Consider the following 24,323-nt stretch of genomic DNA (forward strand, 5'->3'; position numbering starts at 1 on the left):
TTATTGTCCCGACGAAGAACGACGAAGCGCGAGCAGGTGCTCGAGCGAGAAGAGGATGATCGCGACCGCCGCGGGCATCGTGATCAGGTAGCGCACGCCTTCGGGCAGCCCGATGATCGGGATGCGGTCGCCCATCGTCTCGGCGGCCATGCTGCCGCAGCCGGCCATGATCATGACCGCGAATGCGATCAGGCTCAGGTGCTGGATTGCGATGACCATGGTGCGCGATTTCGGCGGCAGCCGGCGCACGAGCGAGTCGAGGCCGATATGACCGCCGTCGCGCACCTTCATCGCCGCGCCGAACATCGCGATCACGATCACGAGCAGCAGCGCGATCGGCTCGACGAAATCCGGCGCGTTCTCGAACACGTAGCGCATCACGACCGCATAGAACACCAGCACCGTGAGCACCGCGAGACACGCCGATGCGGTCACGGCCAGCACGCGGAACAGCACGTCGTTCACGCAGCGCAGGAACGGCGCGGCATGCGGCTGCGCCGGCACCGCGCCGTCCGGGGCGGCGGCCGACGAACCCGCGGCCGCCGCACTGTTCAGGGAAGTGCGACGCGTCACTTGGTGGCCTCGATCTCGTCGACGATCTGCTTCATCTGCGGCGTCTTTTCATACTTCGTCCACAGCGGCTGCATCGCCTTCACGAACGCCGCGCGGTCGATCTGCGCGGCCGGCAGGATCTTCGCGCCGCCCTTCGTCACCAGCTGCTGCGCGGATGCCTCGCGTGCGGTCCACAGCTTCTGGTAGTACGGCACCGAATCGGCCGCCGCCTTCCTGATGGCGGCCTGCTCCTGCGGCGACAGCGTGTCCCAGATCTTCTTCGAGAACACGAGCACTTCCGGTGTCATCGCGTGCTGCGTCTCCGAGTAATCGGGCGCCACTTCGTAGTGCTTGGTTTCCTCGTACGACGGCAGGTTGTTTTCCGCCGCGTCGACGAGGCCCGTCTTCAGGCCCGTGTACACCTCCGCGAACGGCATCGGCGTCGGCGTGCCGCCCATCGCCTTGATCTCGTCGACCATCAGGTCGGACGGCTGCACGCGCACCTTCAGCCCCTTCATGTCGGCGGGCGAGCGCACCGGGCGCTTCGCGTAGATCGAGCGCGCGCCGCTCTCGTAGAACGTCAGCGCGATCATCCCCTTCGCGGTAAACGCATCGAGGATCTTCTGCCCGGCCGGGCCGTACATCGCCTTGCGGAAATGGTCGACGTCGCGGAACAGGAACGGGAACGACGGGATCAGCGACTCCGGCACGATCTCGTTGAACGACGCACCGTTCACGCGCGCCATGTCGATCGCGCCGATCCGCACCTGGTCGACCGTGTCCTTCTCGGAGCCCAGCGCGCTGTTGCCGAACACCTTGATCGAATCCTTGCCGCCCGTCTGCTTCGACAGTTCGTCGCCCATGAACTTCACGGCCATGTTGGTCGGGAAGGTGTCGCCGTGCACGTCCGCCGAGCGGAACACGCGCGCCTGCGCGGACGTCGCAAGGCCGGCCATCAGCGCGACGGCCAGGGCGGTACGGGAGCCGGTGAATCGATGCGTCATGGTGAGTCTCCTAGATGGTCGATCGTTGTTGTGCGGCGATCCGTCGGCAGGCGCGACCTTCGGAGAGGCGCAGTCCTGAATCGCAGAGTCATACGTCGTACGACGTGTTGAGCGAATGTACGTCGGTTAATCGTTTAACTCACTTGGTGCATACCCCTACAACCGCCTCCATAGCTGGTTTTCGGCGAATCTCAGGGAATCACATTCTCTATTTAGGCGATTTTCAGCGAAACGTTTTCCGTCCACGCGGCTCTATCCAATTTGGCCGACCGCATAGCCATCGTCGGCCATGCCGAACGGCCAGCTTTCACGTCGTTTGATTTTGTTGTCGGATGACTGACCACAATCCAAAAGCGTCGACGCAACGCACATGCGTCGATACCGGCAACGGTCGAGAGGGAGTTCGTCCGGGCGCGAGCGCTTGCCGCGCCGTCACGTCTGCATGACCAGCGACGTCAGCTGCGTCGCGCGCGTGACGTCGGTCTTCGCGTAGATCGCCTTGATCTGCGTGCGGATCGTGCCGATCGACACGCCGCGCAGTGCCGCGCATTCCTGCGGCGAGTGCCCGTCGCAGCACAGCAGCACGGCGAGATCGGCTTCGGCCGACGACAGGCCGTAGAACACGCGCAGCCGCTGCGCGCGCGCCGCCGGCGAGCGCAGGTCGGCAGCCGTCATCAAGGCCGTGACGCCGGGCCGTTCGCGCACGAGGCGCGACTGTTCGGGCACCGGCATCAGCGCGAGCGACAGCGGTTCGCCCGTCGCACGCCGCAACAACAGCCCGCCGCGCGCGAACGCGTGCCGCCATTGCGCATCGTCGACGCAGCCTTCCGGCGCGAAACGCCCGTTCACGACGCGCAGCGCCGGCTCCGCCGCGATCAGTTGATCGGCCGCGCGATTGGTGTAGCGCAGCTCGCGTTTCGCGCCGAGCAGGAATACCGGCACCGGAATCGCATCGAGCGCCGATTCCGCCGCGGCCACGCGCGCCTCGAGCTCGCCGATGCGCGCCTGGATCCGCAGCGCGCGGCTGATATGCGTGCCCATGATTTCGATGGCGTGGCGCTGATCGCCGGAAAGGCCTTGCGAGTCGGGGCCGCCCTGCACGCTGAGGAACGCGCCGGTGCCCTCGCCGCGATGGATGTACAGGCCCGAGATGCTGCCGAGCCCGAACGGGCGCAGGAATTCCTGGTAGAACACGCCGTGCGCGCGCTGGTGTGCGGACAGGTGCTTGACGTCCTCGAACCAGCGGCCCGCCGGCCAGTCGCCGGCGACCGGCACGACCGGATCGTACCGGTAGAACTCGGTGTTGTAGGTGCCGTAGCACTTGGCGACCCATGATTCGTCGTCGCCCGCCGCCCGCTCGATCGCAGGCACCCGCGCCGCTTCGTCGAATGACAGCAGCGTGACCATGCGCACGCCGACCGACGATCGCAGCCCGTCCAGCACCGCTTCCCATCGTTGATCGCCCAGTGCCGCAGCGTAGATGTCGTCGACCCACGCCGATGGAATCAATCCGTTCAGTGGCATCTGGCTACCCCGCGCCGTGCGTTTCTGTCGAACGTCCTCAGCCCATCTTACTCAATGAACGAGATCGTTCAAATAACGCGTGTGCGTTTGGTTCGAAATACTACGTTTATTACCGTTTCTCGTCTGACGTATGGGCCATTTCCGACACGAAAGCGCAGTCGCCGTCGGCATCCACCGGCGCGCGGCCCGCTTTTCATCCCGATCAGGGTATGCCATGATGCGGCGCATGACGATCCGAAACGCCACGCCCTCGCTGCACCATCACCACGGCCGCCCTCCATTGCGCCGTGGTTCGTTTCGCATCTAGTCATTGCATCGGGCTGGCCCCGATCAAGACGACGACCAAGGCGCCTCCGGCGCCTTTTTTGTTTTCCGCCGCCTGAAGAATCCTGCCGCGCCGCCCCATCGATCACGTACGGAGTGTTTCCAATGCAACAACCGTGGAAAGAGATTGCCCTGTCGGACTTGCCGCTCCGGGAAGACTTGAAGTTGCAGCACGCGTACGGAGCGCCGCAGCTCGACGTGCCGGTCTGCCTGAACGTCAACGAGAATCCGTATTCGCCGTCGCCGGCGCTCGTCGAGCGCATCGCGACCGCGGTGGCCGATGCGGCGCGCGACGCGAACCGCTATCCCGACCGCGACTTCGCCGAACTGCGATCGCATCTGGCCGCCTACCTGACGCACGACACCGGCGTGCCGGTCGACGCGACGAGCGTCTGGGCAGCCAACGGTTCGAACGAAGTGATCCAGCAGATCCTGCAGGCGTTCGGCGGCCCGGGGCGCTCGGCGCTGGCCTTCACGCCCGCGTATCCGATGTATGACGAATACTGCCGGACGACCTTCACGCGCCTGCATACGTTGCCGCGCACCGGCGATTTCGCGCTGGACGTGGACCAGGCGCTCGACAGCATCCGCGCGCACCGGCCGAGCGTGATCCTGCTGACGTCACCGAACAACCCGACGGGAACCGCGCTGCCGCTCGACGACATCCGCGCGATCCTCGACCTCGCGCCGGGCGTGGTCGTCGTCGACGAAGCCTATGCGGAGTTCCGGCGTCACGGCGTCCGCAGCGCGGCGACGCTGCTGCCCGACCATCCGCGGCTGATCGTGACGCGCACGTTGAGCAAGGCGTTCAAGTTCGCGGGCGGCCGCGTCGGGTATTGCGCATGCGCGCCCGCGATCGTGGACGCACTGAAGCTGGTTCGCCTGCCGTATCACCTGTCCGCCTTTACGCAGGCGGCGGCCTGCGCGGCGCTGGTCGCACGTGACGAGATGCTGTCGCAGGTCGACGCAATCAAGGTCGAGCGCGACGCAACCGTTTGCTGGCTGCGCGGCCTGGGCCTCGCAGTGGCCGATTCCGACGCCAACTTCGTGATGTTCGGCAAGTTCGAGGATCGCCACCGGATCTGGAGCGGACTCCTGCGCCACGGTGTCCTGATTCGCGAATCCGGGCCGCCCGAGTACCTTCGCGTGTCGATCGGAACGGCGGCGGAGATGGCCGCGTTTCGCGCGGCGCTGCTTGACGTGATGGCGCTCGGGTGAGTGAGCGGCGGGCAGGACGGGAACGGTCGACGACGCAACGGAATGCGTGTCGACGCACGATCGGACGGTGTACTTACTTCATCGTCGCGAGACGCGATTCCAGTTCGTCGATCTTCGCGAGCACGGCATTGCTGAGCTTCCTGACATGATGCGGCACATCGGGCGCCGACATCAGTTCCTCGATGCGCCTTCGCCAGTAACTCGGATGCCTGACGCGCCCGGCGCCCGACATCGATACGTCGTCAGCGACCGTGTCGCTGTCCAGGAGAGCCACCATTCTCTGGATGTGAGAGAGCTCTCGTTCCACATAGTCTCTTGCCAGCATATTGATTGAGATTCCCCGAAATACGACATCAGGCCTTCCATCATCAACGCGCCATCGTGTCGCGATGCCAACGACGCACCGTCCACGCCGTGCTCATCGTACGCGGCGACTGTGTCGGTCAACTGCGCGGACGGTCGCGGCAATCGACATTGAATGGCAGGCCCGTTCGTTCGTGTTCGTGACACGCGGCCCCCGTACCCTGCTGCCCATCGTAGGCGCACCGGCCCGCGCCGGCATCCCCAAAAGTGGGGATATCGGCGGATATCGCGAAAGGGGGGGCCGGAAACGACGGGGGCTGGACGGCCTACCGCCGATAAGGCGGCGGCGCGAGTTCGAGCGGATCGGGGTTCAGGCGCACCCACGCAACCGCAAGCCGGCACAGTTGCGCCGGATCGCCGGCCTGGCGCTTGACGTCCTGCACGAGCGCGTCCACGTCTGACAAATCGGCTGCCGGCAACGACGTGCCGGTCCGCACGATTGCCGCGAACGCATCGGCCATCTTCCGGAAGTCCGCATCCCAGTTGCCGCCGCCGTTGTGATCGAGCTCGTGCGCGATGCGGCCCGCGATCCGGACGAGTTCGCCCTGCACCGTCGCGGCATGCCCGCTTCCCGGCACCAGTTGCGTCCACAAGGCCTGATGCTGGGCCTGCCACGTGCCGTCCGCGACGACGATCGGCGACCGGCCGTCGTGCAGTTGGCGGCGCGGCACCGCCGGCACGTCGAACAGCGCATAGAGCCGGTCCAGCGCGGCGCTGGCCGCGTCGAGGGTCTCGGGATTGAAGCGCTCGCGCATGAACTCGAAGCGCTCGCCGATCGCCGTGACGCTGGCCTGCATGGATGGCGTCTTCGCCGCGCCGGCGCCGAGCAGCACGTCGGCGAGCGCCACCATGTGCTCCAGGTCCGCGTTGCCGCAGGTGCGCAGTGCACGCTCGAGCGGCGTGTGCCCGTCGCGGTTCAGCGCGTCGACGCGCGCGCCATGTTCCAGCAGCAGCCGCGCGGACAGCGCATTGCGTGAATCGGCCGCCGCATGCAGCGCGGTGCCGATCGACGCACCGTCGTCGTGAACGTCCGCACCCAGCTCGAACAGCACGTCGAAGCGACTGCGCCTGCTGCGGGCGCGCACATGCAGCGCCGTATTGCCGTACGCGTCGGCCGCACCGATGTCCGCACCCTGCGCGACGAGCCAGCGCGCGAGATCGTCAGGACACCGGTCGAACGACAGCGCGGTCCGCTTGCTCGGCCCGCCGCGCGCGTTCACGTCGCAGGTGTCGAACACCGCCTGCAGCGTCGCGAGGTCGCCCCCGTCGAGCAATGCGTCGAAGTCCTTCGGCAGCAGTTTCTTTTTTGCTTTCGGCATGTCGGCCTCCTGCCTTCGGACGCGCGCGCATCGTCGGCATTTCGTCAGTGTGATAAACCTGCCTGGCACCCGCTGCGGGCGCAGCGCATCCTGGCGCGCACGTCAGTCCAGCGGCTCCAGCAGTTCCAGACCGTCCGGTCGGCCGGACTTGCCATCCAGCTTCGTGATGTTCCAGCGCGCAGCGTCTTCCCAGTCGTAATCCATTCGATAGGAAAACCGGGCATTGGCGCGAAACAGCGCGGCGCGGAATTTCCTGCCGTCGTTCGCCAGCGCGTCGCGCAGTGGCGGCCCGATGCGCATGATGCCGTCGATGAAGTCGCGATGCTCCATCGCAGAGATCAACTCGACGCCGGCCGCCGTCGCGCAGGACGCGCGGGCGCCGTACTGGGCCTCGCCCGGCGCGTTGAAGCGAACGTAGACTTCGCTCCAGCCGGGAAACGCGGCCTGCATGTAGCCGATCACATGTCGGGCCAGCTCGACCAACCGTTCTGTTGCGGCATCGTTCATCGCTCTTCCTCGGAATGGAATCGCGGACGAGCGTAATCCGGCGCTGGGCGACGCGTCAATGGCCGCCGTCGCGAGCATCGGCACGCGCGCCTGGTGTCGCGCCGCCTGTCGCCTCTTGCATGTCGATTGGCGCGCTTTGCGAGTGAACTGGCGCGTAAAAGGCGGCATCATGGCGCATCACCTCTGCAACGGAACCCACGCCCATGAATATCGATACCGACCTCCCTGTCATGGTGACCGGCGCGACCGGATACGTCGCGGGCTGGCTCGTGCAACGGCTTCTCGAGGCCGGCCTGACGGTCCACGCGGCCGTCCGCGATCCCGACAGCCCGGACAAGCTGAAGCACCTCCAGCGCATCGCGGCCGGCAAGCCCGGCACGATCCGCTTTTTCCGTGCCGACCTGCTCGACCCCGGCTCGTACGCGGACGCGATGGCCGGTTGCGGCATCGTGTTCCATACCGCGTCGCCGTTCACGGTCACGGTTCGCGACCCGCAGAAGGAACTCGTCGATCCGGCGCTGCTCGGCACGCGCAACGTGCTCGAGACGGCCAACCGCACACCGTCGGTGCGGCGCGTCGTGCTGACCAGCAGCTGCGCGGCGATCTACGGCGACAATGCCGATCTCGCCGCGACGCCGAACGGCGTGTTCACCGAAGCGATCTGGAACACCAGCTCGTCGCTCGCCCACCAGCCGTATTCGTATTCGAAGACTGTTGCGGAACGCGAAGCGTGGAAAATCGCCCGCGCGCAGCAGCGCTGGGATCTCGTGACGATCAACCCGACGCTCGTGATCGGCCCCGGCATCAATCCGCATGCCACGTCGGAAAGCTTCGAGATCGTACGGCAGATGGGCAACGGCACGATGAAAATGGGCGCGCCGAATCTCGGCCTGGGCGCGGTCGACGTGCGCGACGTGGCCGACGCCCACCTCCGTGCCGCGTTTCTGCCCAGCGCCAACGGCCGCTACATCGTGTCGGGTCACGATACCAACCTGCCGGCGATGGCCGCCACGCTGCTCGAACGATACGGCGCCGACTACCCGATTCCGCGGCGCATCCTGCCGAAATGGCTCGTGTGGCTGGTCGGGCCGCTCGCGAACAAAGCCGTGACGCGCCGCATGATCGCGCGCAACATCGGGCTTCCCTGGCGCGGCGACAACAGCCGCAGCCGCAACGAACTCGGCATCCGTTATCGCCCGCTCGCCGAGTCGATGAACGATTTTTTTCAGCAGCTCGTCGAAACCGGGCAATTGCGGCGATGAACCGCTTCGCGATCTCACCTGGCTGGCAGGTCGTGATGGTCGACCTGGGCCTGCGCGTCGACGAACTGCTGCGGCGCGCACAACTGCCCGCCGACCTGTTCACGCGGCCGGAAGGCGGGCTCACGACCCGCGAATACTTCCGCTTGTGGCGCGCGACGGAAGAGATGGCAAACGTGCCCGCCGTCGCGCTGCGCATCCTCGATCTCGTCTCGGTCGAGGCCTTCGATCCGCCGCTGTTTGCCGCGCTGTGCAGCCCGAACCTGGAAATTGCGATTCGGCGCATCAGCCAGTTCAAGCCGCTGATCGGCCCGGTACGCTTGCGCGTGGCGCATGAGGCCGACGTGCTGACCCTCGCCGTCGACTTCCTGGAACGCGAGGAGCCGCCACCCGGCATGCTGCTCACGGCCGAACTCGGCTTCTTCGTGAAGTTGGCACGGCTCGCGACCCGCACCGGCGTGCCTGCCCGCGCCGTCACGCTGCCGCGCGAGGTCGAGCCGCATCCCGGCTATGCGCGGTTCTTCGGCGTGACGCCGCAGTACGGCGATACGCCCTGCGTCAGCGTGGCGCTGCAGGATGCGCGACGTCCGTTCGTGACGGCCAACCATGCAATGTGGCAGATCTTCGAGCCCGATCTGCGCCGCCGCCTCGACGCGTTGTCGGCCGGCGCGGGCATCGTCGAGCGCGTGCGCGCGGCGCTGCTAGAATTGATCCCGGGCGGCCTCGCCACCACGGACGACGTTGCACGAACGCTCGCCATCAGCAAGCGCACGCTGCAGCGCCGCCTCGGTGACGACGGCGCGAACTTCAAGACCATCCTGGCCGAGGTCCGCGAAAAGCTCGCGTGGCACTACCTCGACCGCTCGGACCTTCCCTACAGCCAGATCGCGTTCCTGCTCGGCTACCAGGATCCGAACTCGTTCTTCCGCGCGTTCAATGAATGGACCGGCATGACACCCGACGCCGCTCGCTCGCGGACGACGCCACGCTGACGCGCACGGTCGCCCCATCGCCGAGCCGATGCGGCATCAGCGCGCGGCGTCGTTGCGGTTCAGCCCGAAAATGAAATCGGCTTCCACTGCCGCGCCTTTGGGCAACTGCAGCACGCCGACCGACGAACGCGTATGGACGCCGGCATCGCCGAGCACTGCGTACAAAACGTCGGAGGCACCGTCGGCCACTTCGCTTTGCATCGTGAAGCCGGGCGCGCTCCGCACATAGACCGTCATGCGCGGCACCGTCGCGATCGCATCGAGCGTGCCGCAATGCTTGCGAATCAGCGACAGCGCACGCAGCGTCGATATGCCGGCCGCACGGCGGCCGTCCTCCAGCGAAACGGATTCGCCGACGACGCCGACGAAGTGCACGGTTTCCCCGATTCGCGGAATCTGACCGGACAGATAGGCCGTCCTTCCATCGACCAGAACGGGCGTGTACTTTCCGCCGATCCTGATTTCCTCGTCCGGATCGAATCCGAAATCGGCCGCGATCTGTTTCAGCTTATCGTCTCTGTTCATCAGTGAATTCCCCAATCCTTCATAAAAAAGACAAAGAATAATTGAGTCGCCGAATCTTGTCCCGAGGGAGCCGATTTGCAAAAAATGACAAAATTGACCCACTTATCAGGTGTTCGAAGCAGTCCAGCACGCCATATCGACACCGTAATTCGTAGTCGGCGAGATTTTCTTCATCATTTCCGGTTGAAACCGCTATCATGTGAGAACACAACCTGATGAGCGATATATGGCAACTTACAAGGAACTGAAAGCCCAAATGGACGCTTTGGCCGAGAAAGCCGAAGCTGCACGCGTCGCGGAATTCCAGGCGATCGTCGACGACATCCGCGCCAAGGTCGCGGAATACGGCATTACCGAAAAGGACATTTTCGGCACGCGTCGTGGTCGGCCGGCCAAGCAGGCAGCGGCACCCGTGCAGGCGAAGTATCGCGATCCGAAGACCGGTGCAACCTGGTCGGGCCGCGGTCGTGCGCCGGCATGGATCAAGGATGCGAAGAACCGCAATCGATTCCTGATTCAGGAATAAGATTTTCGACGCGTACCGGCGCGCGGTTCAGCGCGCTGTCCGGCAAGTCGGGCATTGACACCGGCGGGATTCAAAGACCGCTCCGGGTTAATGCCGATTTGTCTCATTCGACGCGTCGCACGCCCATTCTTTCCTCATCATTCGTAATAAATCGCAAGCCACACGGTTTGCGTTTCTTCATGCGTCCACGCAACGCGATGGCGGCAATGCGGCTCGATCAGCACGTAGTCGCCCGGGTGCATCTCGTGCCGCGCCGGACCCTCTTCGAATTCGAGCACGGCCGCGCCCGACAGCAATACGACCCATTCCGCGCGCGAGTCGTCATACCAGAATCCATCCGCGCTCGCGTGTCCCATCGATACGATCCGTTCGACATTCAGGCGCTGCCCCGTGACGAGGAGATCGATTCGCTCGTCGCCGCCACGTTGCCCTTCGACGCTGAACAGGTTACCGGTTTGAAGTTGCATTGCTCGACCTTTTCATTGACTTTCTGATGAAGTAAACGCGCTTAAAGACGCCGGGGAATGCTCATTGTCGTCCAGCCTTTGCCACGCCGCCGCCGGCATTCAAGGCCTGCACGCGATGGCTTCGATTTCTATCTTCGTGCCGACCATATTCGTCGCCTGCAATGTCGATCGCGACGGCTTGTTCCCTGGGAAGAACTCCGCGTAGACGCGATTGAATTCCGCGAAGTCGCGCGCGTCTTCAAGCCATACGGTGGTTTTGACAACGTCGTCGAGCGTGCACCCCGCCAGCGCCAATACGTGAGCGACGTTCTGCAATGTCCGGCGTGTCTGCGCGTCGATCCCGCCGGTGACGAGGCTCCCGTCTTCGTTTCTCGCGACCTGACCGGATACGAATACCAGGTCGCCGGCTTTGGTCGCCAGCGAGCGCGGCAGGTTTCGTGTCAGCGGATTGCGCTCTGCAAAATATTCGATCGCCATTTGACTCTCCTTCGCCCGAGCCGGCATCTGCGCCAATCATCGCTCACGAGCGTAGCGCGGAACAACAGCGCTGCCAATTCCGGGGACCGACGGATGTCCAACGTCGAAATCGATCGCTTCCGTCAGCAGTTGGACGAACGCTCAGGCCTTGAAGCGGTTCTTCGAACTTGCCACAATTCAGAAGGCAACCCGCATTTATCGCATACGCAATGCAGTGACGAGCGAGGGCGATATTCATGAACACCGACAGCGTTCATGCAGCTGTCCTGATCACGATGCCGCACAGCCATTACAGCGAGAAGGCGCGATGGGCGCTCGACAGGCTCGAGCTGCCCTACCGGGAACAGCCGCATGTCCCGCTGCTGCACCGGCTGGCCACGGTACCCAATGGTGGCAGCAGCGTGCCCTTGCTGCTTCATCGCGGCGCGCGCTTCACCGATTCGACCGATATCCTCGTACATATCGATCTGCTTCACGGCGGCGATTGCCTGTACCCGCGCGATGTCGACTCGCGGCCGGAAGTCGAAGCGCTCGAGACGCAATTCGACGAAGTGCTGGGCCCGCATACGAGGCGTTGGGCGTATGCGCAATTGCTGCCGGAGCGCAGCCTGCTGCTGCACGTGATGTCGCGCGGCGTGCCGCGGTTCGAAGCCGCGTTGCTGCCGGTCATCCTGCCAGGCGTCGTGCGGCTCATTCGTGCGACGCTCAGGATCACGCCGGACAGCGCCACGCGCTCCATCGAACGCGTACGCAGCGTCTTCGACGAGATCGACGGCCGGCTGGCCGATGGCCGACGGTTCCTGGTCGGCGAACGCTTCACGGCCGCCGATCTGACCTTCGCGGCGCTCGCCGCGCCGGTGCTCTTTCCGTCCGGCTATCGCGCGGCTTACCCGGCGCTCGATCACGTGCCCGCCGCGATGCGTGACGAAGCCCTGCGTCTACGGGATACCGCCGCCGGACAATTTGCGTTGCGCTTGTATCTGGAAGAGCGCGACCGTACGCACACAACGCCGCAGGAACGGCGCTGCGGCGCCGAGTAATGACCTCCAACCGACCTGACGCTTGCGCCCGTCAGCGCGCCGCGATCTGCGCGTTGCCGGTTCGCAGGCTGGCGTGCGTGAGCATCAGCAGGTTGACGACGACAACGGCGATGGTCGCGTCGATCATCAGATTCACGCCGCCGCGCGTGACCAATACGCCTGCGATGTATGGAAACCCGAACAAGCCGATGAAGTAGGCAATCGTGAAGACCTGGGAACTCGCCGATGCGGACAACCCCCGTTCGCCGGCCAGATTGACGGCCATGCCGTTCAGCGTGGAATAGCTGAGCCCGTAGCCGATTGCAAAGATGACCGAGCCGATCACGTACAGCATTTCGCTGCCCGGATTGGAAACGAACAGTACCAGCGCCAACAGCGTCGCGCTGAACAGCGCGCAGGCGAGCTTTCGAACGGGCAGCCGGCTGATCGTTTGCGCCAGCGTGAAACGGCACGCAACGGTCGTCAGCGTGAAGGTCACGAAAAACAGGTCCGGCGACAGGTGGCGCGATTCCGCATAGGCCGACTGAAAATTCGATAACGCGGAAAAGACGCAAGCGGCCAGCGCAATCATGATGATCGGCAGCCGCGTCACGTTGCGCAGGATCTCGGCGATCCGTGCAGGCGTCAGGCCGGTTGCGGCCATCTGCGGAGTCAGCGCGTGTGCCGCCCGTTTTCCGACCACGGAGAATGCGGCAGCAGCAATCAGGCAGATGCAGGCCAGGCCGCCATAAACGATGGAATACGACCCGGCTCGGCCGGCGACGAAATGACCGACCGGCGACGCAAGACCGAGTCCAACCATTTGACCGCCCGACAGCAACGTCAGGTATTTGATTCGCGCGTCGGGCCTCAGATGATGAATGATCTGAAGCGGCGCGAGGATGTAGAACGCCGACCATCCCATGCCGAGCAGCAAGCCACCGATGAACGCGATCGCCGGATCGATCGCGGCCAGGCTGAACGCGAGCATGGCAACGGACATCACGATGGCAGCGGCAACGATCGTCCGCATCAGCCCGATTCGCTGCGCGATCCATCCGGCGAGCAGGGAACTGACGATCATGGTCAGGATGCCGGTCGAGATGACTGCCCCTGCCATCGACGCATCGAGCCCGCAATGACGCAAATGCTCGGCAAGCAGGAAGCTCGCGCCGTATGCGGCGGCAAGCGCGATGCTCGCGCCGAGAAATGGAATGAAAGTGGCAGCACCAAGCGACGACGGCAGCGGGTCAGCGGGTGTGTTCATGGGATGGGCGTCCGGTTACTTATCGCCGCCGTGACGCGTTGAGCGCGGCGGCTTTCTGGCAGAGGTTTTCTTGACTGCGTATAGCGGAACGAAGGTCGATTCGGCATTACCGGCCCCGGTCTCGATGGGAAGTGTGTTTTATGTAATGACGGAACGAAATGTACAGTGACGGCGATTTTCCTCTGCACAGCTGAGTGGAGGCGGACATCGCCGGTTAGCGGGAAAGCCCCCAGTCGAAACGCGCCCATGCAGTCGCGACATCGACGCGTCCAGCACTTTCGTTTGCATGACACCTACGCGGCATCCTGCCGATGCTCGCCCGCCATGCCGCCTGCCGAACCGGGCGGGATGTTATCCGGGGCACCAACAAAAAAACTTGACGATGAGAGCATATGCTCCTACTCTTCACTCAAATGGAGCATATGCTCCTACTTTTGAACGGAGCGAAGCGATGTACGAGCCTGAGATTCTTGTGAGCGGTGCAACCGGACGCACCGGCGGTTTTGCCATTGACGAACTGCTCGAGATGGGCAAGCGCGTGCGCGCCTATGTGCGCACGGACGACGATCGGGCGGCAGCCCTGAGGCAGCGCGGGGTCGATGTCGCGGTCGGGGACTTCACCGACATCGACGACATTCGGCCAGCGATGGAAGGCATCCGGTCGGCGTATTTCCTTCATCCGATCGCGCCGGGAATCATCGGGGCCGCGGCGTATTTCGCGCAGGCAGCAAAGGAAGCGGGCGTCACGGCGATCGTCAACATGTCGCAGATTTCCGCGCGCCGGGAGTCGATGAGCCACGCGGCACAAGATCACTGGGTCTCCGAGCAGGTCTTCGACTGGTCGGGTGTCGCGACGACGCATTTGCGCCCGACCTTCTTTGCCGATTGGCTCGTCTATCCGCACTTTGCGCGGGAGATATGGGCCACGAAGAAGATCGAATTCCCGTTTGGCAACGGCCGTCATGCGCCCATCGCCAGCGACGATCAGGGACGCGTGATCGCCCACCTCCTCGCCAACCCCGCAGGCCACGAGGGCAAGACCTACACGCTCCACGGCCCCGTCGAAATGGACCACGTCGAGATCGCAGCCGCGATGAGCGAGGTTCTCGGCACCCGGATCGAATACGCGCCGACTTCCATCGAGGAATTCCGAATCAAGATGGAAACCCTTTACCAGTTTCCGCCGTTCCTCACGCAGCATCTGGTCGAAGTCGCGCAGAACTACCGCGACGGCATCTTCTCGGGCACCAACGACGCCGTCGAGCAGATCACCGGAAAGCCGCCGCTGTCGGTCCAGGAGTTCGTCGCGAAATATCGGGCCGCATTCGTGTGAACACGTCCTTGAAACGAATCGAGAGGTTTGAAAATGTCATCCATCCAACCCGATCGTCACCCGTTTCTCGATGATCTGACGGCCGACGCCGAACTGGTCAGCTCGGTGTTGCGCGCCCCCGTAATCGGGCGCGACGAAATCCGGCTCGCCGTCGACGCCGTCGGGACCTTTTACGTCTCACAGACGCCAACGTTCGTTCAAGCCGTCGGCTCGCGACTATTTCTCGAATACGAGGCCGTTCTGACGAGCGACGAGACATTGAGCGCGGTCGTGGTCGTCGATCGCAACGCCGACGGTTCAGTGCCGCGGGTCAGCGTGCGGATGAGCCCGCTTGGCGCCGTACTGACTCTCGCCACCCATCTGCGGGAGTCGCTTTCGAAGCAGTTGCCGGAACACGTCTTTCTTTGAACCGGGCACCCGCGCGCTCGTGGATGGAGTCGACACGCCTCCAGCACACGGTTTTTGAAAAGGAGCTTGTCATGGATATCAAGAACGCCACCGTCTTCATCACCGGTGCCAATCGCGGCCTAGGCCTCGCTTTTGCACGCGAGGCGCTTCGGCGCGGAGCGGCGAAAGTGTACGCGGGCATGCGCAATACGAACGGTTTCGACGAGCACGGCATCGTGCCGGTCAGGATCGATGTCACCGATCCGGCGTCGATCGCCGAAGCGGCGAAACTGGCGGCCGACACGACTCTGCTGATCAACAACGCGGGCATTGCCGCCCTGATCGACGGGCCATTGGCGGCCGACGTGCAAGCGCAGTCCGCCCGCTTGTTCGATACCAACTACTATGGCGTGGTGCGCGTCACACAGGCCTTCGAACCGATCCTGGCGGCGCGGCCGCATGCCGCGATCATCAACGTGCTTTCCGACATCGTGTGGCTCCCGCGCCCCTATCTGACACCGTATGCCGCGTCGAAAGCCGCCGCCTGGAGCTACACGAACCAGCTTCGCTTTCACCTGCGCGAGCGTGGCATCCAGGTTCTCGGCCTGCACGTCGGGTTCGTGGATACCGATCTGACCAACGGCATCGACGTGCCCAAAGCCCGTCCCGAGGACGTCGTGCGACAGACCTACGACGCGCTCGCCGCCGGCAAGAGCGAGGTCATGGCCGACGAGGGGACAGCGGTGCTGAAGAGCACGCTCGCGGCCGAGATACCGGGCTACATCACACCGCCGGCGGGGCTTTGAACACCGCAGTCGACACGGGCCGGATTCGGCGGCGAGCCCCGAGGTGCGCAGATCGTACGCCGGCGCTGTCGCTTGCGGCTTTCATCGATAGAATCCACCCTGCCTTCGCGCGACGCGCGCGGAGCGTTCGCGCAATTAACCGAAATCAGGAGTGCAGCAGATGTTGCCCGTCAACCAGCCGCTCGGAATCGATCAATGCAACTGCTTCGCCGTCAGGAAGGCGAGCAGGCAGATCTCCCGACTCTACGATAGCCATCTCGAGCCGTCGGGTCTGCGCATCACGCAGTTCCTGACGCTGGCCGCCCTGCACGAAGTGGGAAGTACCCCGGTCAACGCCCTTGCCGAACGGCTCGATATCGAACGAACGGCGATGGGGAAAATGGTCGGCTTCCTGGAGCGCGACGGCTTCGTCACGATCAAGCCCTCGCCCACCGACGGCCGAAGCCGCCTCGTCGAACTCACCGAGGAGGGACGGCGCCTGCACGAAAGAGCATCACCGCTCTGGCAGGAAGCGCAACGGGAGTTCGAGCGACTGAACGGTGCGGACAATGTTACGGCGTTGCGAGAAGGATTGAGAGAAGTACGCATCGGCGACGTGTCGATGCGTTCGTCGCAAGACTGAGCCACCGGATGCATTGCGGTAACAACGCCATTCTGAGCGATTCGGATCCCGTAGCGGATCGAGACCATGCGTATGGGTAGAATCATGACCAATCGGCACCAGATGCGGTGGCCGCCTCCCCATTCCGCGAGACATGGCGATGAAGGTAACGATTGCATACATCGACGAACCCCCATTTGGATGGACGGAACCCGGAGGAACTGCATCGGGCGCCGACATTGAATTGGCCGGTGTAGTTCTTCGGGCGATTGGCGTCACCCAGATCGAGCATCGCCTGACGACATTCAGTGAACTGCTGCCCGGCGTGGCAACGGGACGCTGGGATATGAACGTTCCGCTCTTCATTACGCCTGAACGCGCTAGATCGGTCGCATTCAGCGTACCCGTATGGGGGATCGGCGACGGCTTTCTGGTTCGGGCCGGAAACCCGAAGGGTCTCAGCAACTACGCGTCACTCGCCAAACGCTCCGACGTCCGCCTTGGCATCATTGCCGGACAGGTTCAGCACGACGCGGCAAAAGAGGCAGGCGTAAGCGAGAGCCAGATAGCCGTCTTCGCGCAACAAGCTGACGCGATTGACGCGGTTCTCTCCGGCGCGATCGGTGCATATGCGAGCACGGCGCTGGGCAATCGCATTGTTGCGGATCGGATGGGAGGCTCAGCGCTCGAGGCCGTGCCGCACGAGCCGGAGGCGGATGGCAGGCAACAGAGGCTCCCACTCGGAGCATTCTCGTTTAACCGGCAAAACAACGCGTTGCTCAATGCAGTAAACAGGCAACTACGTTCATATCTGGGCTCGCCGGACCATCGCGCCAGAATGGCGGCCTTCGGCTTGGCATCCAACGAGATCGATCCCGTTCTTGCGCGGTGAGCATGACGGATGTCAACCGATAATCGCCAATCGGCAGGGCCCTGATGGATTGCCGTCAATTTTCGGGCGCCCTCTCCGGAAAGGATCCTTCGACAAGCAACACCAAAATGGTTGAAAATTTTCTTTCTTGAATTGGACCACCCGCTGCCGAAATGATATGTCCGTCAACGTCTCAGTCCCCGATCGCGCCGCCCAGTATCAAACAATCGCACTGGTCCTGATCTCGATGTTTTGTTTTGCGGTCGTCGATGCACTGGGCAAAGCGGTAGCTCTCGACTATCCCGCTAACGAAGTGACCTTCTTCCGAATGCTGTTCGGCGTCGTGCCGGCCGTACTCGTCAGCCTTCGTGGTGGGTCGTTCGGCGCTCGGCTCCGAAAGATCGACCTTCGCGGACAGACAACCCGCGCGCTCACCCTTCTCTGTGCCTCCGGACTTTTTTTCGCTGGCTTGCCGTATCTGCCGTTGAGTGAGGCCGTGGCGATCGTCTATTCGGAGGCGATTTTTGTCGTTCTCCTCGCGCCCATTTTGCTCGGGGAACGTTTACTCGCGCGAAATGCCGCAGCCGCGCTCGTGGGCTTCATAGGGGTCCTTCTAGTGGTCCGACCTCACGGTAGCTTGTCGAATCTCATAGGCCCAGGTCTGCTGCTGCTCAGTGCCTTGTGTGGTGCGCTTTCCATGATTCAGATTCGCAAACTCAAAGCCAGCGACGACTCGAGCATCACGGTACTCTTCTTCACTGCCTTCGGAACCGCCGTTACCGGCATTTCCTTATTTTTTGCCTGGCGCACGCCGACGCTCAAAGACTTGCTCGTCATGGCGCTACTGGCGCTGTTTGCGACAGCCGGCCAGCTTTTCTTTACGGTCGCAGTAAGGCGTGACAGTGCTGCGAAACTGGCTCCCTACACTTACACGAGCATCATTTGGGCAACGCTGTTCGGCTTTTTCCTGTGGGGCGAAACGCCAAGCATCGTTTCGGTTCTCGGAATCGTCGCGATCGTCGGGAGTTCGATCGCTGTCGCGATTCGGGAGGAGCCGCCGGAGGGGCCAGCGGTCTAGTCTGGCAAACAGGCTGGCAGTCGTTGGCTGAGGTGAATCGACGAATAGGCGACAGGACTGTGTCGATCGCGCATGACCGCAATCGAGGAAGGGGGAAGGTCCCTGTGGGTCTGCTATAGCCAGCCGCGTCGGGCGGCATCCGGCCATAAGCGGCCATTCTCCCTCGCCTCAATGCTGCCTCTTTAACGTCTCTTCACCAATACCAAGCGGCCGTTCGGCCACTGGACCGTTGCTGCTCGGCGTTTGATGAGAGGGCGCTGATGGATTCCGCAAAGATAGGGCATTGGATAACTGCGCCCCGAATGTCTTCGCCGTGCAGAACACCTAGCCTCCCGTCTTGATCTCCGCACGGAGCTTATTCATGTACGGGACCATGTTCAGAAACGTGCCGTTGATGTTCATAGACGCTTGCGTGAGCATCTGAAACAACCACAACAGTGAACCGTGGGTTGCTGATGCTGCGACCCATCGTGTGTCAGGAACGCTACTGCGAGCATTATCGTCAAGGAAACCGACGGGGAAATTATCAAACGTTACGAATCCTCTTCCCAGAAGGAACGCACCGTCGATCGATTGGCTGGGTGTTCTGATTCTCTCTTCGCCAATGGGAAGGCGCGCGCCGCCGATCCCCTCTGCCGCCTCTATTTCGGTGATCCAATTGAGAATGGTCTCAATCTGCTGCGGACCATCATACGCCACCACAAAACTCAGAATCGCCGGCGGGACATAACCGCTGCTGAACGACCATGTTTCACTCTTCTTAAGCTGCTTTGCTGCCCTTGCTGCCGTAATTGCTTGCTGCATGCCGGTCTTATCGAGGGTGGACTTCACCTCTATCGTAGCGGTTACCGATTCAGCTAAGAAACCACTGATGCCGCCCCCAAAATCGAGCTTGGGCAAACTTCGCTTGTATATCACGAGATCGAACTGCCGCCTTGCTTCGGACGGTTGCGATTCGCTGTCAATCAATTCGCCCGAACCTATCGCGAGGGTAGATGGAAGGTGCGCCTCCAGAAACTCCTTGATGAAAGCTTCGCGCGGGGTTCCTTTGGGAAGGGAGTGACCGCTATTGGCCGGTATTTTGGAAGTGGCCAGGAGTTGATCCTCTACTGCTGCCATATGGGCGAAAAGCATAGCAATGTTCCAAGCGGTCCGTTTTGTCCAGCGGTCGGGTAGGGTCCCACCAAGAGTAATGATAACAAGACAGTCTCAGATCGAGACGTACCAACATACTTCGAGTATTGATCGCTCAGCGAATCGGGTTGCCCTATGGCGAAAAAACAATCCGACTCCGCTTGAACGAGATCGGCATTGAAGAATCGGCTCAGGTTGTGGACGTGCCGACTGCGTCCGGACCGCAAAGACTGTTGTACCTCGGAAGCGGTCCCTGAGGTCACACGAAGGTAAACTACCGAAGTGGATCGACAACAACCGATCGTGTTCGCCCTCAATCGCCACGCTCCGGGCATCTTCCCCGATTTGCCTCAAATCTGAATCTCACTCTCCCATCAAACCGCAGCCTCAACCACCCCAACAACTCCGCCTGCGCACTCCCCTCCACCACCGGCGCCGGCGTCAACAGGCAGTAATGCGAACCATCCTCGACGAACCCCATCGGCGCAACCAGCACACCGCTTTCGATGTCGTCGCGCACGAGATGCCACGGCCCGATCGCCACGCCCAGCCCCGCGACAGCCGCCTGCAGACTGAAGTAAAAATGCTCCAGCACCTGCCCGCGCCCACGCGCCGCCGGCTGACCGGCCGCCACCGCCCACTCCTTCCACGCATCCGGCCGGGTCCGCGTATGCAGTAGCGGCGCATCCTGCTTCAACGAACGCGTACCGCGACGCGCGGCAAACCACGCACCGACTTTGTCCGGCCGGCAAACAGGCCCCACCCGCTCGGCAAACAGCTGCTCCGCGTGATACCCCGCCGGCCACGCAAAATCGTTGCGGCGAATCGCCATGTCGATCCCGCTGTCGAACGAAAACGGCCCGCCCGCCGCGACCAGATGGATATCGACACCCGTGTATCGCGCCTGGAAATCCGGCCAGCGCGGGATCAGCCAGCGCATCAGAAGCGTCGGCTCGCACGACAACACCCACCGCCGCGCACGCGCCGCCTCGCTACGCAATTCCTGCGTGGCGTGACGCATCAGGCCGAGGCCGTCATGGACGGCCTGCGCCAGCTTGCGTCCTGCATCAGTCAGGAATACACGACGACTGCGCCGCAGGAACAGCGCGACGCTCAGATCATCCTCGAGGAGCCGCACCGCGCGACTGACCGCGCCGTGGGTCAAACACAGCTCGTCGGCGGCACGACTGAAATTCTCGTGACGCGCCGCCGCCTCGAAACAGCGCAGCGCCATCAATGACGGCAGGCTCGTACGAGTCGATTGTGAGTCAGCCTCACCATTCTGGTCAGAAATCATCGTTTTTCATGATGTGACGCGGTTGCTAGCATTGTGCCATCAAGACTCCCGCCGCAAGGAAAAGGCAATGACCGAACTGATAGTCGTAGTCACCATCACACTGCTGGCCGTCATCAGCCCGGGCCCGGACTTCGCGATGGTCACGCGCAACAGCCTCATGCTGTCTCGCCGCGCCGGCGTGCTCACCGCGCTGGGAATCGGGCTGGGCGTCACGGTTCACGTGAGTTACACGCTGCTGGGTGTCGGGCTGCTGATCCGCCAGTCGCTGTGGCTCTTCAATGCAGTCAAGCTGATCGGCGCGATCTACCTGATCTACCTTGGCGTGAAGATGCTCATGACCCAGGCCCGCGACGGGCAAACCGATGCACCGGCGGCCCCGCTGTCCGATCTCGCCGCACTGCGCACCGGCTTCCTGACCAATGCGTTGAATCCCAAGACCACGGTGTTCATCGTCAGCCTGTTCATGCAGGCCGTCCGCCCCGACACGCCGTTGATCGTGCAGCTCGGCTACGGCGCCTTCATCGCGGTCGCGCATGCCGGCTGGTTCAGTCTGGTGGCCGTCTGCTTCTCGGCGACGGCCGTCCGCGATCGCCTGCTGTCGCTGCGTCACTGGATCGACCGCACCTTCGGATGCCTGCTCGTGGGCTTCGGCGTCGCGCTCGCCATCGCGCGCGGCGGGCGCTGACCTCGCAGCCCGCGGCGAACGGCAACGTCAGAACGTGTGCGCGATCGCCCGCGCTTCGTCGATCGCACGGCTGCGATCGACCTGCCCGTCCGGACCGAACAACGTGCGTTCGACGACAATCCCGGTGACGTCCGTCACACCGACGAACTTGAGCCAGGTTTCCAGGGTGCCGTCCATGTGGGCCACTCCGCCGGCGACGACGACCAGATCGTCCCGTACGCCGATTCCGGCCTGCTGTCGGCGAAGCTGGCGAGGAACAGCACGCTGAAGGTGTATGCGGGCTTTCCGCACGGCATGCCGACGTCGAACGCCGATACGATCAACGCCGATCTGCTCGCGTTCATCCGCAGCTGAACCCGGCGAATGACGGTGCGGCCTTCAGCTGGAGTCGCAGGCTGAAGGCCTTCTCGAGCGGCTGCCGAACGCAGCTAGTGAAGTTCGCGAAGAAAATCGGGAACCGCTTCGCCGATCGACACAAGATATGCCGCCATCGCACCGGCCACCTTGCGCACGGCGGGACGCGCCGTCATCCGTTCGCGCCACGCAAGCAGGTTCGGCGTTTCGGCAGTCATCGGCGCACCTTTGCGCGCACCGAACAACTGCGCCATGTAGAACGCGATGTCGGCGTAGGAATAAGCGCCGGCCAGAAAATCCCGATTGTCGAGCACACGCTCCATCTGCCGGTAGTATCGCGCCGCTTCGGCACGCGCGGCCTGCGCCGCCGGATCGTCCGGCGTGCCCTCGAGCCCCATCAGCCGGACGATGTGCGGGAAATAGATTTCGTCGCTGCAATGTTCGAGCTGGCGCGCGACGGCGCGCGCTGCCGGTTGCGCCGGCCATAACGCGGGCGTCGGCTTCAGGTCCTCGAGATACTCGAAGATTTGCGTCGAATCGAAGATTTCCAGATCGCCGTCGATCAGCACCGGCACCTGGCGCTTCGGATTGATGCGCAAGACGTCCGGATGCCTGGGCTCGTAGCCGCGCTGCTGACTGAACGGCACCATCACCCGTTCGAAGTCGATGCCCTTCTCGTGCGCTGCAATCTCGACCTTGGCGCCGAACATGCTCAGCGGTCCTGAAATGATCTTCATGGTTCGTCTCCGCTTCAATGGAACGGGTCAGGGATGCGGCAAAGCATAAACCTGAAAACATGACACCTGATGTCATGTATTTGGAGTAATGTGTCATGCATGAAAGCGAGCCGCCTGCTGTCGATCATGATGATGCTGCAAGCGCGCGGTCGGATGACCGCGCCGGCGCTGGCCGAAGCGCTGGAAGTATCCGAGCGCACGATCCTGCGCGATATCGACCAGCTCTCCACGGCCGGCGTGCCGATCTGGGGCGACCGCGGCCGCAACGGCGGATTCCAGCTGCGCGACGGCTGGAGCACCGATCTCACTGGGCTGACCGAACACGAGGCGCACGCACTGATCCTCGCGGGTTTGCCCGGGCCGGCGAGCGAACTGGGTCTCGACGGCATGGCCACTTCCGCGCGGCTGAAGATGATCGCGAGCCTGCAGCCGGCCTCGCGCGAGCGGGCCGATCGCGTCGCCAGCCGGCTGCATATCGATACCGTGGACTGGTACCGCGCGCAGGAAACGCCCGCGTTCCTGCGTGAAGCTGCCGACGCCGTGTGGGGTGCGTACCGGATCGACGTGACGTACCAGAGCTGGCGCGGCATATCGCGCCGCGCGCTTGAACCGCTCGGCCTCGTGCTCAAGGGCGGTGCCTGGTACCTGATTGCGAAGGTGGTCGGCAAGCGCGGCGCGCTCACCTTCCGGCTCGCCAACATCCTCGAATTCAGCGCAACGCGCCGCCGTTTCAAGCGCCCGGCGCGATTCGATCTGGCCACGCACTGGCGCGACGCGATGAAGCGGTACGAAGAAGATCTCCATCAGCTGACCGCCCATATCGCCGTATCGCCGCGCGGCGAAACCTGGCTTGCCAACGCGCGGATCAAGACCGCACCGATCCTCGAAACGTCATCCGGTACCGACGTGCCGCCAGGATGGAAAGCATTCCTGATGCCGATCGAATCGATCGAGCACGGTGCGCGCAAGCTGCTGGGCTTCGGCGCACACGTAAAAATCCTCGGGCCGCAGGCGCTCAAGGATCGGTTCATCGACGAGTTATCGCAGGTATCGGCGCTTTATCCATCTGCTGACGCTTGAAGCGCCGCCGTCAGATCTCATCGGAAACGCGTCGAGAAGGGGTTGCAACCGAGCCGCATTCACGGCCCGATGTCGAATCCGGTTTCCCCGATGCCAGCTCGTAAAGCAAACAGCTATCTCCGGCAGCCCCTACTGACTTATAGTGCGGACTGTCCATTCAACGAGGAGCGCTGTAATGAAGCTGCTGGCCAACGGTCCGTTCGAAGTGAAGCTGAACCCGGAGTCCCTGAGCGCCGTCGCCGAACATTCCGGGCTCGGCCGCATGTCGCTCGACAAGCAATTTCACGGTGATCTGGAAGCCGTCAGCCACGGTGAAATGCTCGCGTTTCGCAGCAGCGTCCAGGGCTCCGCAGGCTACGTGGCGATGGAAACGGTACAGGGTGTGCTCGGCGGGCGCCAGGGCAGCTTCGTCCTCCAGCACAGCTCCACGATGACGCGCGGGGAGCCGAAGCAGTCGATCACCGTCGTGCCCGATTCCGGGACGGGAGAACTGCTGGGGCTTTCCGGTTCGATGATCATCCATATCGACGACGGCCTGCATTCGTACGGCTTCGACTATGAATTGCCCGATGCTGCGCAGTGAGTCGCTCGATGAAATGCCACTAGACTCGCGGCGC

Annotated in this window: 27 protein-coding genes and 3 pseudogenes; 16 read left to right on the top strand and 14 right to left on the bottom strand. The window is 63.2% G+C overall.

All coding sequences use genetic code 11. The annotated features are described in order from the left end of the window. From U5798_RS02765 to U5798_RS02775, 3 genes are all read right to left on the bottom strand, one after another. Positions 1-573, bottom strand: a complete 573-nt coding sequence (locus U5798_RS02765; RefSeq protein ID WP_322081091.1) for a TRAP transporter small permease — start codon at positions 571-573, stop codon at positions 1-3. Next, positions 570-1,556, bottom strand: a complete 987-nt coding sequence (locus U5798_RS02770; RefSeq protein WP_322081092.1) for a TRAP transporter substrate-binding protein — start codon at positions 1,554-1,556, stop codon at positions 570-572. Before U5798_RS02770 ends, U5798_RS02765 begins: the two co-directional genes overlap by 4 nt. Positions 1,557-1,988: 432 nt before the next feature. After that, entirely contained in the window at positions 1,989-3,080 is a 1,092-nt protein-coding gene (locus U5798_RS02775; protein ID WP_124448577.1) for a helix-turn-helix transcriptional regulator, read from the bottom strand. A gap of 429 nt (positions 3,081-3,509) precedes the next feature. Between U5798_RS02775 and U5798_RS02780 the strand changes: the two genes are divergently transcribed. Beyond that, complete coding sequence (locus U5798_RS02780; RefSeq protein ID WP_322081093.1) at positions 3,510-4,622, top strand: histidinol-phosphate transaminase; 1,113 nt, start codon at positions 3,510-3,512, stop codon at positions 4,620-4,622. Positions 4,623-4,695: 73 nt separating this feature from the next. Here U5798_RS02780 and U5798_RS02785 read toward each other — a convergent pair whose 3' ends face one another. The 3 genes from U5798_RS02785 to U5798_RS02795 all read right to left on the bottom strand — a co-directional run bounded on the left by U5798_RS02785 (position 4,696) and on the right by U5798_RS02795 (position 6,811). Beyond that, entirely contained in the window at positions 4,696-4,947 is a 252-nt protein-coding gene (locus U5798_RS02785; RefSeq protein WP_124448581.1) for a hypothetical protein, read from the bottom strand. Between the two features lie 304 nt (positions 4,948-5,251). Continuing rightward, the gene (locus U5798_RS02790) at positions 5,252-6,304 is read right to left on the bottom strand and encodes an ankyrin repeat domain-containing protein (RefSeq protein WP_322081094.1); all 1,053 of its coding nucleotides are present in this window, start codon (positions 6,302-6,304) and stop codon (positions 5,252-5,254) included. Positions 6,305-6,406: 102 nt separating this feature from the next. Beyond that, positions 6,407-6,811, bottom strand: coding sequence for a hypothetical protein (locus U5798_RS02795; RefSeq protein ID WP_322081095.1), 405 nt, complete (start codon positions 6,809-6,811; stop codon positions 6,407-6,409). Between the two features lie 203 nt (positions 6,812-7,014). On the opposite strand from U5798_RS02795, the gene U5798_RS02800 reads away from it, so the two are divergent. Beyond that, positions 7,015-8,073, top strand: a complete 1,059-nt coding sequence (locus U5798_RS02800) for an NAD-dependent epimerase/dehydratase family protein (protein WP_322081096.1) — start codon at positions 7,015-7,017, stop codon at positions 8,071-8,073. After that, on the top strand, positions 8,070-9,062 hold the full coding sequence (locus U5798_RS02805; RefSeq protein WP_124448587.1) for an AraC family transcriptional regulator: 993 nt from the start codon (positions 8,070-8,072) through the stop codon (positions 9,060-9,062). The genes U5798_RS02800 and U5798_RS02805 overlap by 4 nt, the downstream gene beginning before the upstream one ends. Positions 9,063-9,098: 36 nt before the next feature. Here U5798_RS02805 and U5798_RS02810 read toward each other — a convergent pair whose 3' ends face one another. Beyond that, positions 9,099-9,587 (bottom strand): RidA family protein, encoded by a 489-nt coding sequence (locus tag U5798_RS02810; protein WP_124448854.1) that lies wholly within the window; start codon positions 9,585-9,587, stop codon positions 9,099-9,101. Between the two features lie 226 nt (positions 9,588-9,813). Here U5798_RS02810 and U5798_RS02815 point away from each other — a divergent pair, with 226 nt between their 5' ends. After that, positions 9,814-10,113, top strand: coding sequence for an H-NS family nucleoid-associated regulatory protein (locus U5798_RS02815; RefSeq protein WP_124448856.1), 300 nt, complete (start codon positions 9,814-9,816; stop codon positions 10,111-10,113). 137 nt (positions 10,114-10,250) lie between these two features. Here U5798_RS02815 and U5798_RS02820 read toward each other — a convergent pair whose 3' ends face one another. Both U5798_RS02820 and U5798_RS02825 read right to left on the bottom strand, forming a co-directional pair. Next, complete coding sequence (locus U5798_RS02820; RefSeq protein WP_322081097.1) at positions 10,251-10,580, bottom strand: cupin domain-containing protein; 330 nt, start codon at positions 10,578-10,580, stop codon at positions 10,251-10,253. A gap of 99 nt (positions 10,581-10,679) precedes the next feature. Continuing rightward, on the bottom strand, positions 10,680-11,057 hold the full coding sequence (locus U5798_RS02825) for a RidA family protein (RefSeq protein ID WP_322081098.1): 378 nt from the start codon (positions 11,055-11,057) through the stop codon (positions 10,680-10,682). A 236-nt stretch (positions 11,058-11,293) separates the two neighbouring features. Here U5798_RS02825 and U5798_RS02830 point away from each other — a divergent pair, with 236 nt between their 5' ends. Then, positions 11,294-12,097, top strand: a complete 804-nt coding sequence (locus U5798_RS02830) for a glutathione S-transferase family protein (protein ID WP_322081099.1) — start codon at positions 11,294-11,296, stop codon at positions 12,095-12,097. 244 nt (positions 12,098-12,341) lie between these two features. On the opposite strand, the pseudogene U5798_RS02835 reads toward U5798_RS02830, so the two are convergent. After that, positions 12,342-13,292: pseudogene (locus tag U5798_RS02835) on the bottom strand (MFS transporter); the annotation flags it as partial. Between U5798_RS02835 and U5798_RS02840 the strand changes: the two are divergent. From U5798_RS02840 to U5798_RS02870, 7 genes are all read left to right on the top strand, one after another. Beyond that, complete coding sequence (locus tag U5798_RS02840; RefSeq protein ID WP_322081216.1) at positions 13,215-13,385, top strand: hypothetical protein; 171 nt, start codon at positions 13,215-13,217, stop codon at positions 13,383-13,385. The pseudogene U5798_RS02835 and the gene U5798_RS02840 overlap by 78 nt on opposite strands. Positions 13,386-13,794: 409 nt before the next feature. Beyond that, a complete protein-coding gene (locus tag U5798_RS02845) occupies positions 13,795-14,676 on the top strand; it encodes an NmrA family NAD(P)-binding protein (protein ID WP_322081100.1) in 882 nt (293 codons plus the stop codon). 33 nt (positions 14,677-14,709) lie between these two features. After that, positions 14,710-15,084, top strand: coding sequence for a hypothetical protein (locus U5798_RS02850; RefSeq protein WP_322081101.1), 375 nt, complete (start codon positions 14,710-14,712; stop codon positions 15,082-15,084). A 71-nt stretch (positions 15,085-15,155) separates the two neighbouring features. Continuing rightward, the gene (locus U5798_RS02855; protein ID WP_322081102.1) at positions 15,156-15,869 is read left to right on the top strand and encodes an SDR family oxidoreductase; all 714 of its coding nucleotides are present in this window, start codon (positions 15,156-15,158) and stop codon (positions 15,867-15,869) included. A 160-nt stretch (positions 15,870-16,029) separates the two neighbouring features. Beyond that, positions 16,030-16,491: a MarR family transcriptional regulator gene (locus U5798_RS02860; RefSeq protein ID WP_322081103.1), complete on the top strand. Its 462-nt coding sequence runs from the start codon at positions 16,030-16,032 to the stop codon at positions 16,489-16,491. Between the two features lie 139 nt (positions 16,492-16,630). After that, entirely contained in the window at positions 16,631-17,362 is a 732-nt protein-coding gene (locus U5798_RS02865) for a transporter substrate-binding domain-containing protein (RefSeq protein WP_322081104.1), read from the top strand. A 157-nt stretch (positions 17,363-17,519) separates the two neighbouring features. After that, positions 17,520-18,419, top strand: a complete 900-nt coding sequence (locus U5798_RS02870) for a DMT family transporter (RefSeq protein WP_322081105.1) — start codon at positions 17,520-17,522, stop codon at positions 18,417-18,419. Between the two features lie 324 nt (positions 18,420-18,743). On the opposite strand, the gene U5798_RS02875 is transcribed toward U5798_RS02870, so the two are convergent. Together U5798_RS02875 and U5798_RS02880 are read right to left on the bottom strand one after the other, a co-directional pair. Next, the gene (locus tag U5798_RS02875) at positions 18,744-19,553 is read right to left on the bottom strand and encodes a DUF6602 domain-containing protein (RefSeq protein WP_322081106.1); all 810 of its coding nucleotides are present in this window, start codon (positions 19,551-19,553) and stop codon (positions 18,744-18,746) included. Between the two features lie 313 nt (positions 19,554-19,866). Further along, a complete protein-coding gene (locus U5798_RS02880; RefSeq protein WP_322081107.1) occupies positions 19,867-20,850 on the bottom strand; it encodes a LysR family transcriptional regulator in 984 nt (327 codons plus the stop codon). 67 nt (positions 20,851-20,917) lie between these two features. Here U5798_RS02880 and U5798_RS02885 point away from each other — a divergent pair, with 67 nt between their 5' ends. Further along, the gene (locus tag U5798_RS02885) at positions 20,918-21,535 is read left to right on the top strand and encodes a LysE family translocator (RefSeq protein ID WP_322081108.1); all 618 of its coding nucleotides are present in this window, start codon (positions 20,918-20,920) and stop codon (positions 21,533-21,535) included. 27 nt (positions 21,536-21,562) lie between these two features. Here U5798_RS02885 and U5798_RS02890 read toward each other — a convergent pair. Next, positions 21,563-21,700: pseudogene (locus tag U5798_RS02890) on the bottom strand (FMN-dependent NADH-azoreductase); the annotation flags it as partial. Positions 21,701-21,727: 27 nt separating this feature from the next. Here U5798_RS02890 and U5798_RS02895 point away from each other — a divergent pair. After that, positions 21,728-21,889, top strand: a pseudogene (locus tag U5798_RS02895) (alpha/beta hydrolase); the annotation flags it as partial. A gap of 74 nt (positions 21,890-21,963) precedes the next feature. Here the strand turns inward: U5798_RS02895 and U5798_RS02900 are convergent. Beyond that, positions 21,964-22,626 carry a glutathione S-transferase family protein gene (locus tag U5798_RS02900; protein WP_322081109.1) on the bottom strand — a complete coding sequence of 221 codons (663 nt, stop codon included), beginning with the start codon at positions 22,624-22,626 and terminating at the stop codon, positions 21,964-21,966. Between the two features lie 99 nt (positions 22,627-22,725). On the opposite strand from U5798_RS02900, the gene U5798_RS02905 reads away from it, so the two are divergent. Next, positions 22,726-23,706 (top strand): YafY family protein, encoded by a 981-nt coding sequence (locus U5798_RS02905; RefSeq protein ID WP_322081110.1) that lies wholly within the window; start codon positions 22,726-22,728, stop codon positions 23,704-23,706. A 175-nt stretch (positions 23,707-23,881) separates the two neighbouring features. Next, positions 23,882-24,289, top strand: coding sequence for a DUF3224 domain-containing protein (locus U5798_RS02910; protein WP_322081111.1), 408 nt, complete (start codon positions 23,882-23,884; stop codon positions 24,287-24,289). Positions 24,290-24,323: the final 34 nt, after the last annotated feature.

The sequence above is a fragment of the Burkholderia sp. BCC1972 genome, assembly GCF_905339605.1.
Classification (GTDB): domain Bacteria; phylum Pseudomonadota; class Gammaproteobacteria; order Burkholderiales; family Burkholderiaceae; genus Burkholderia.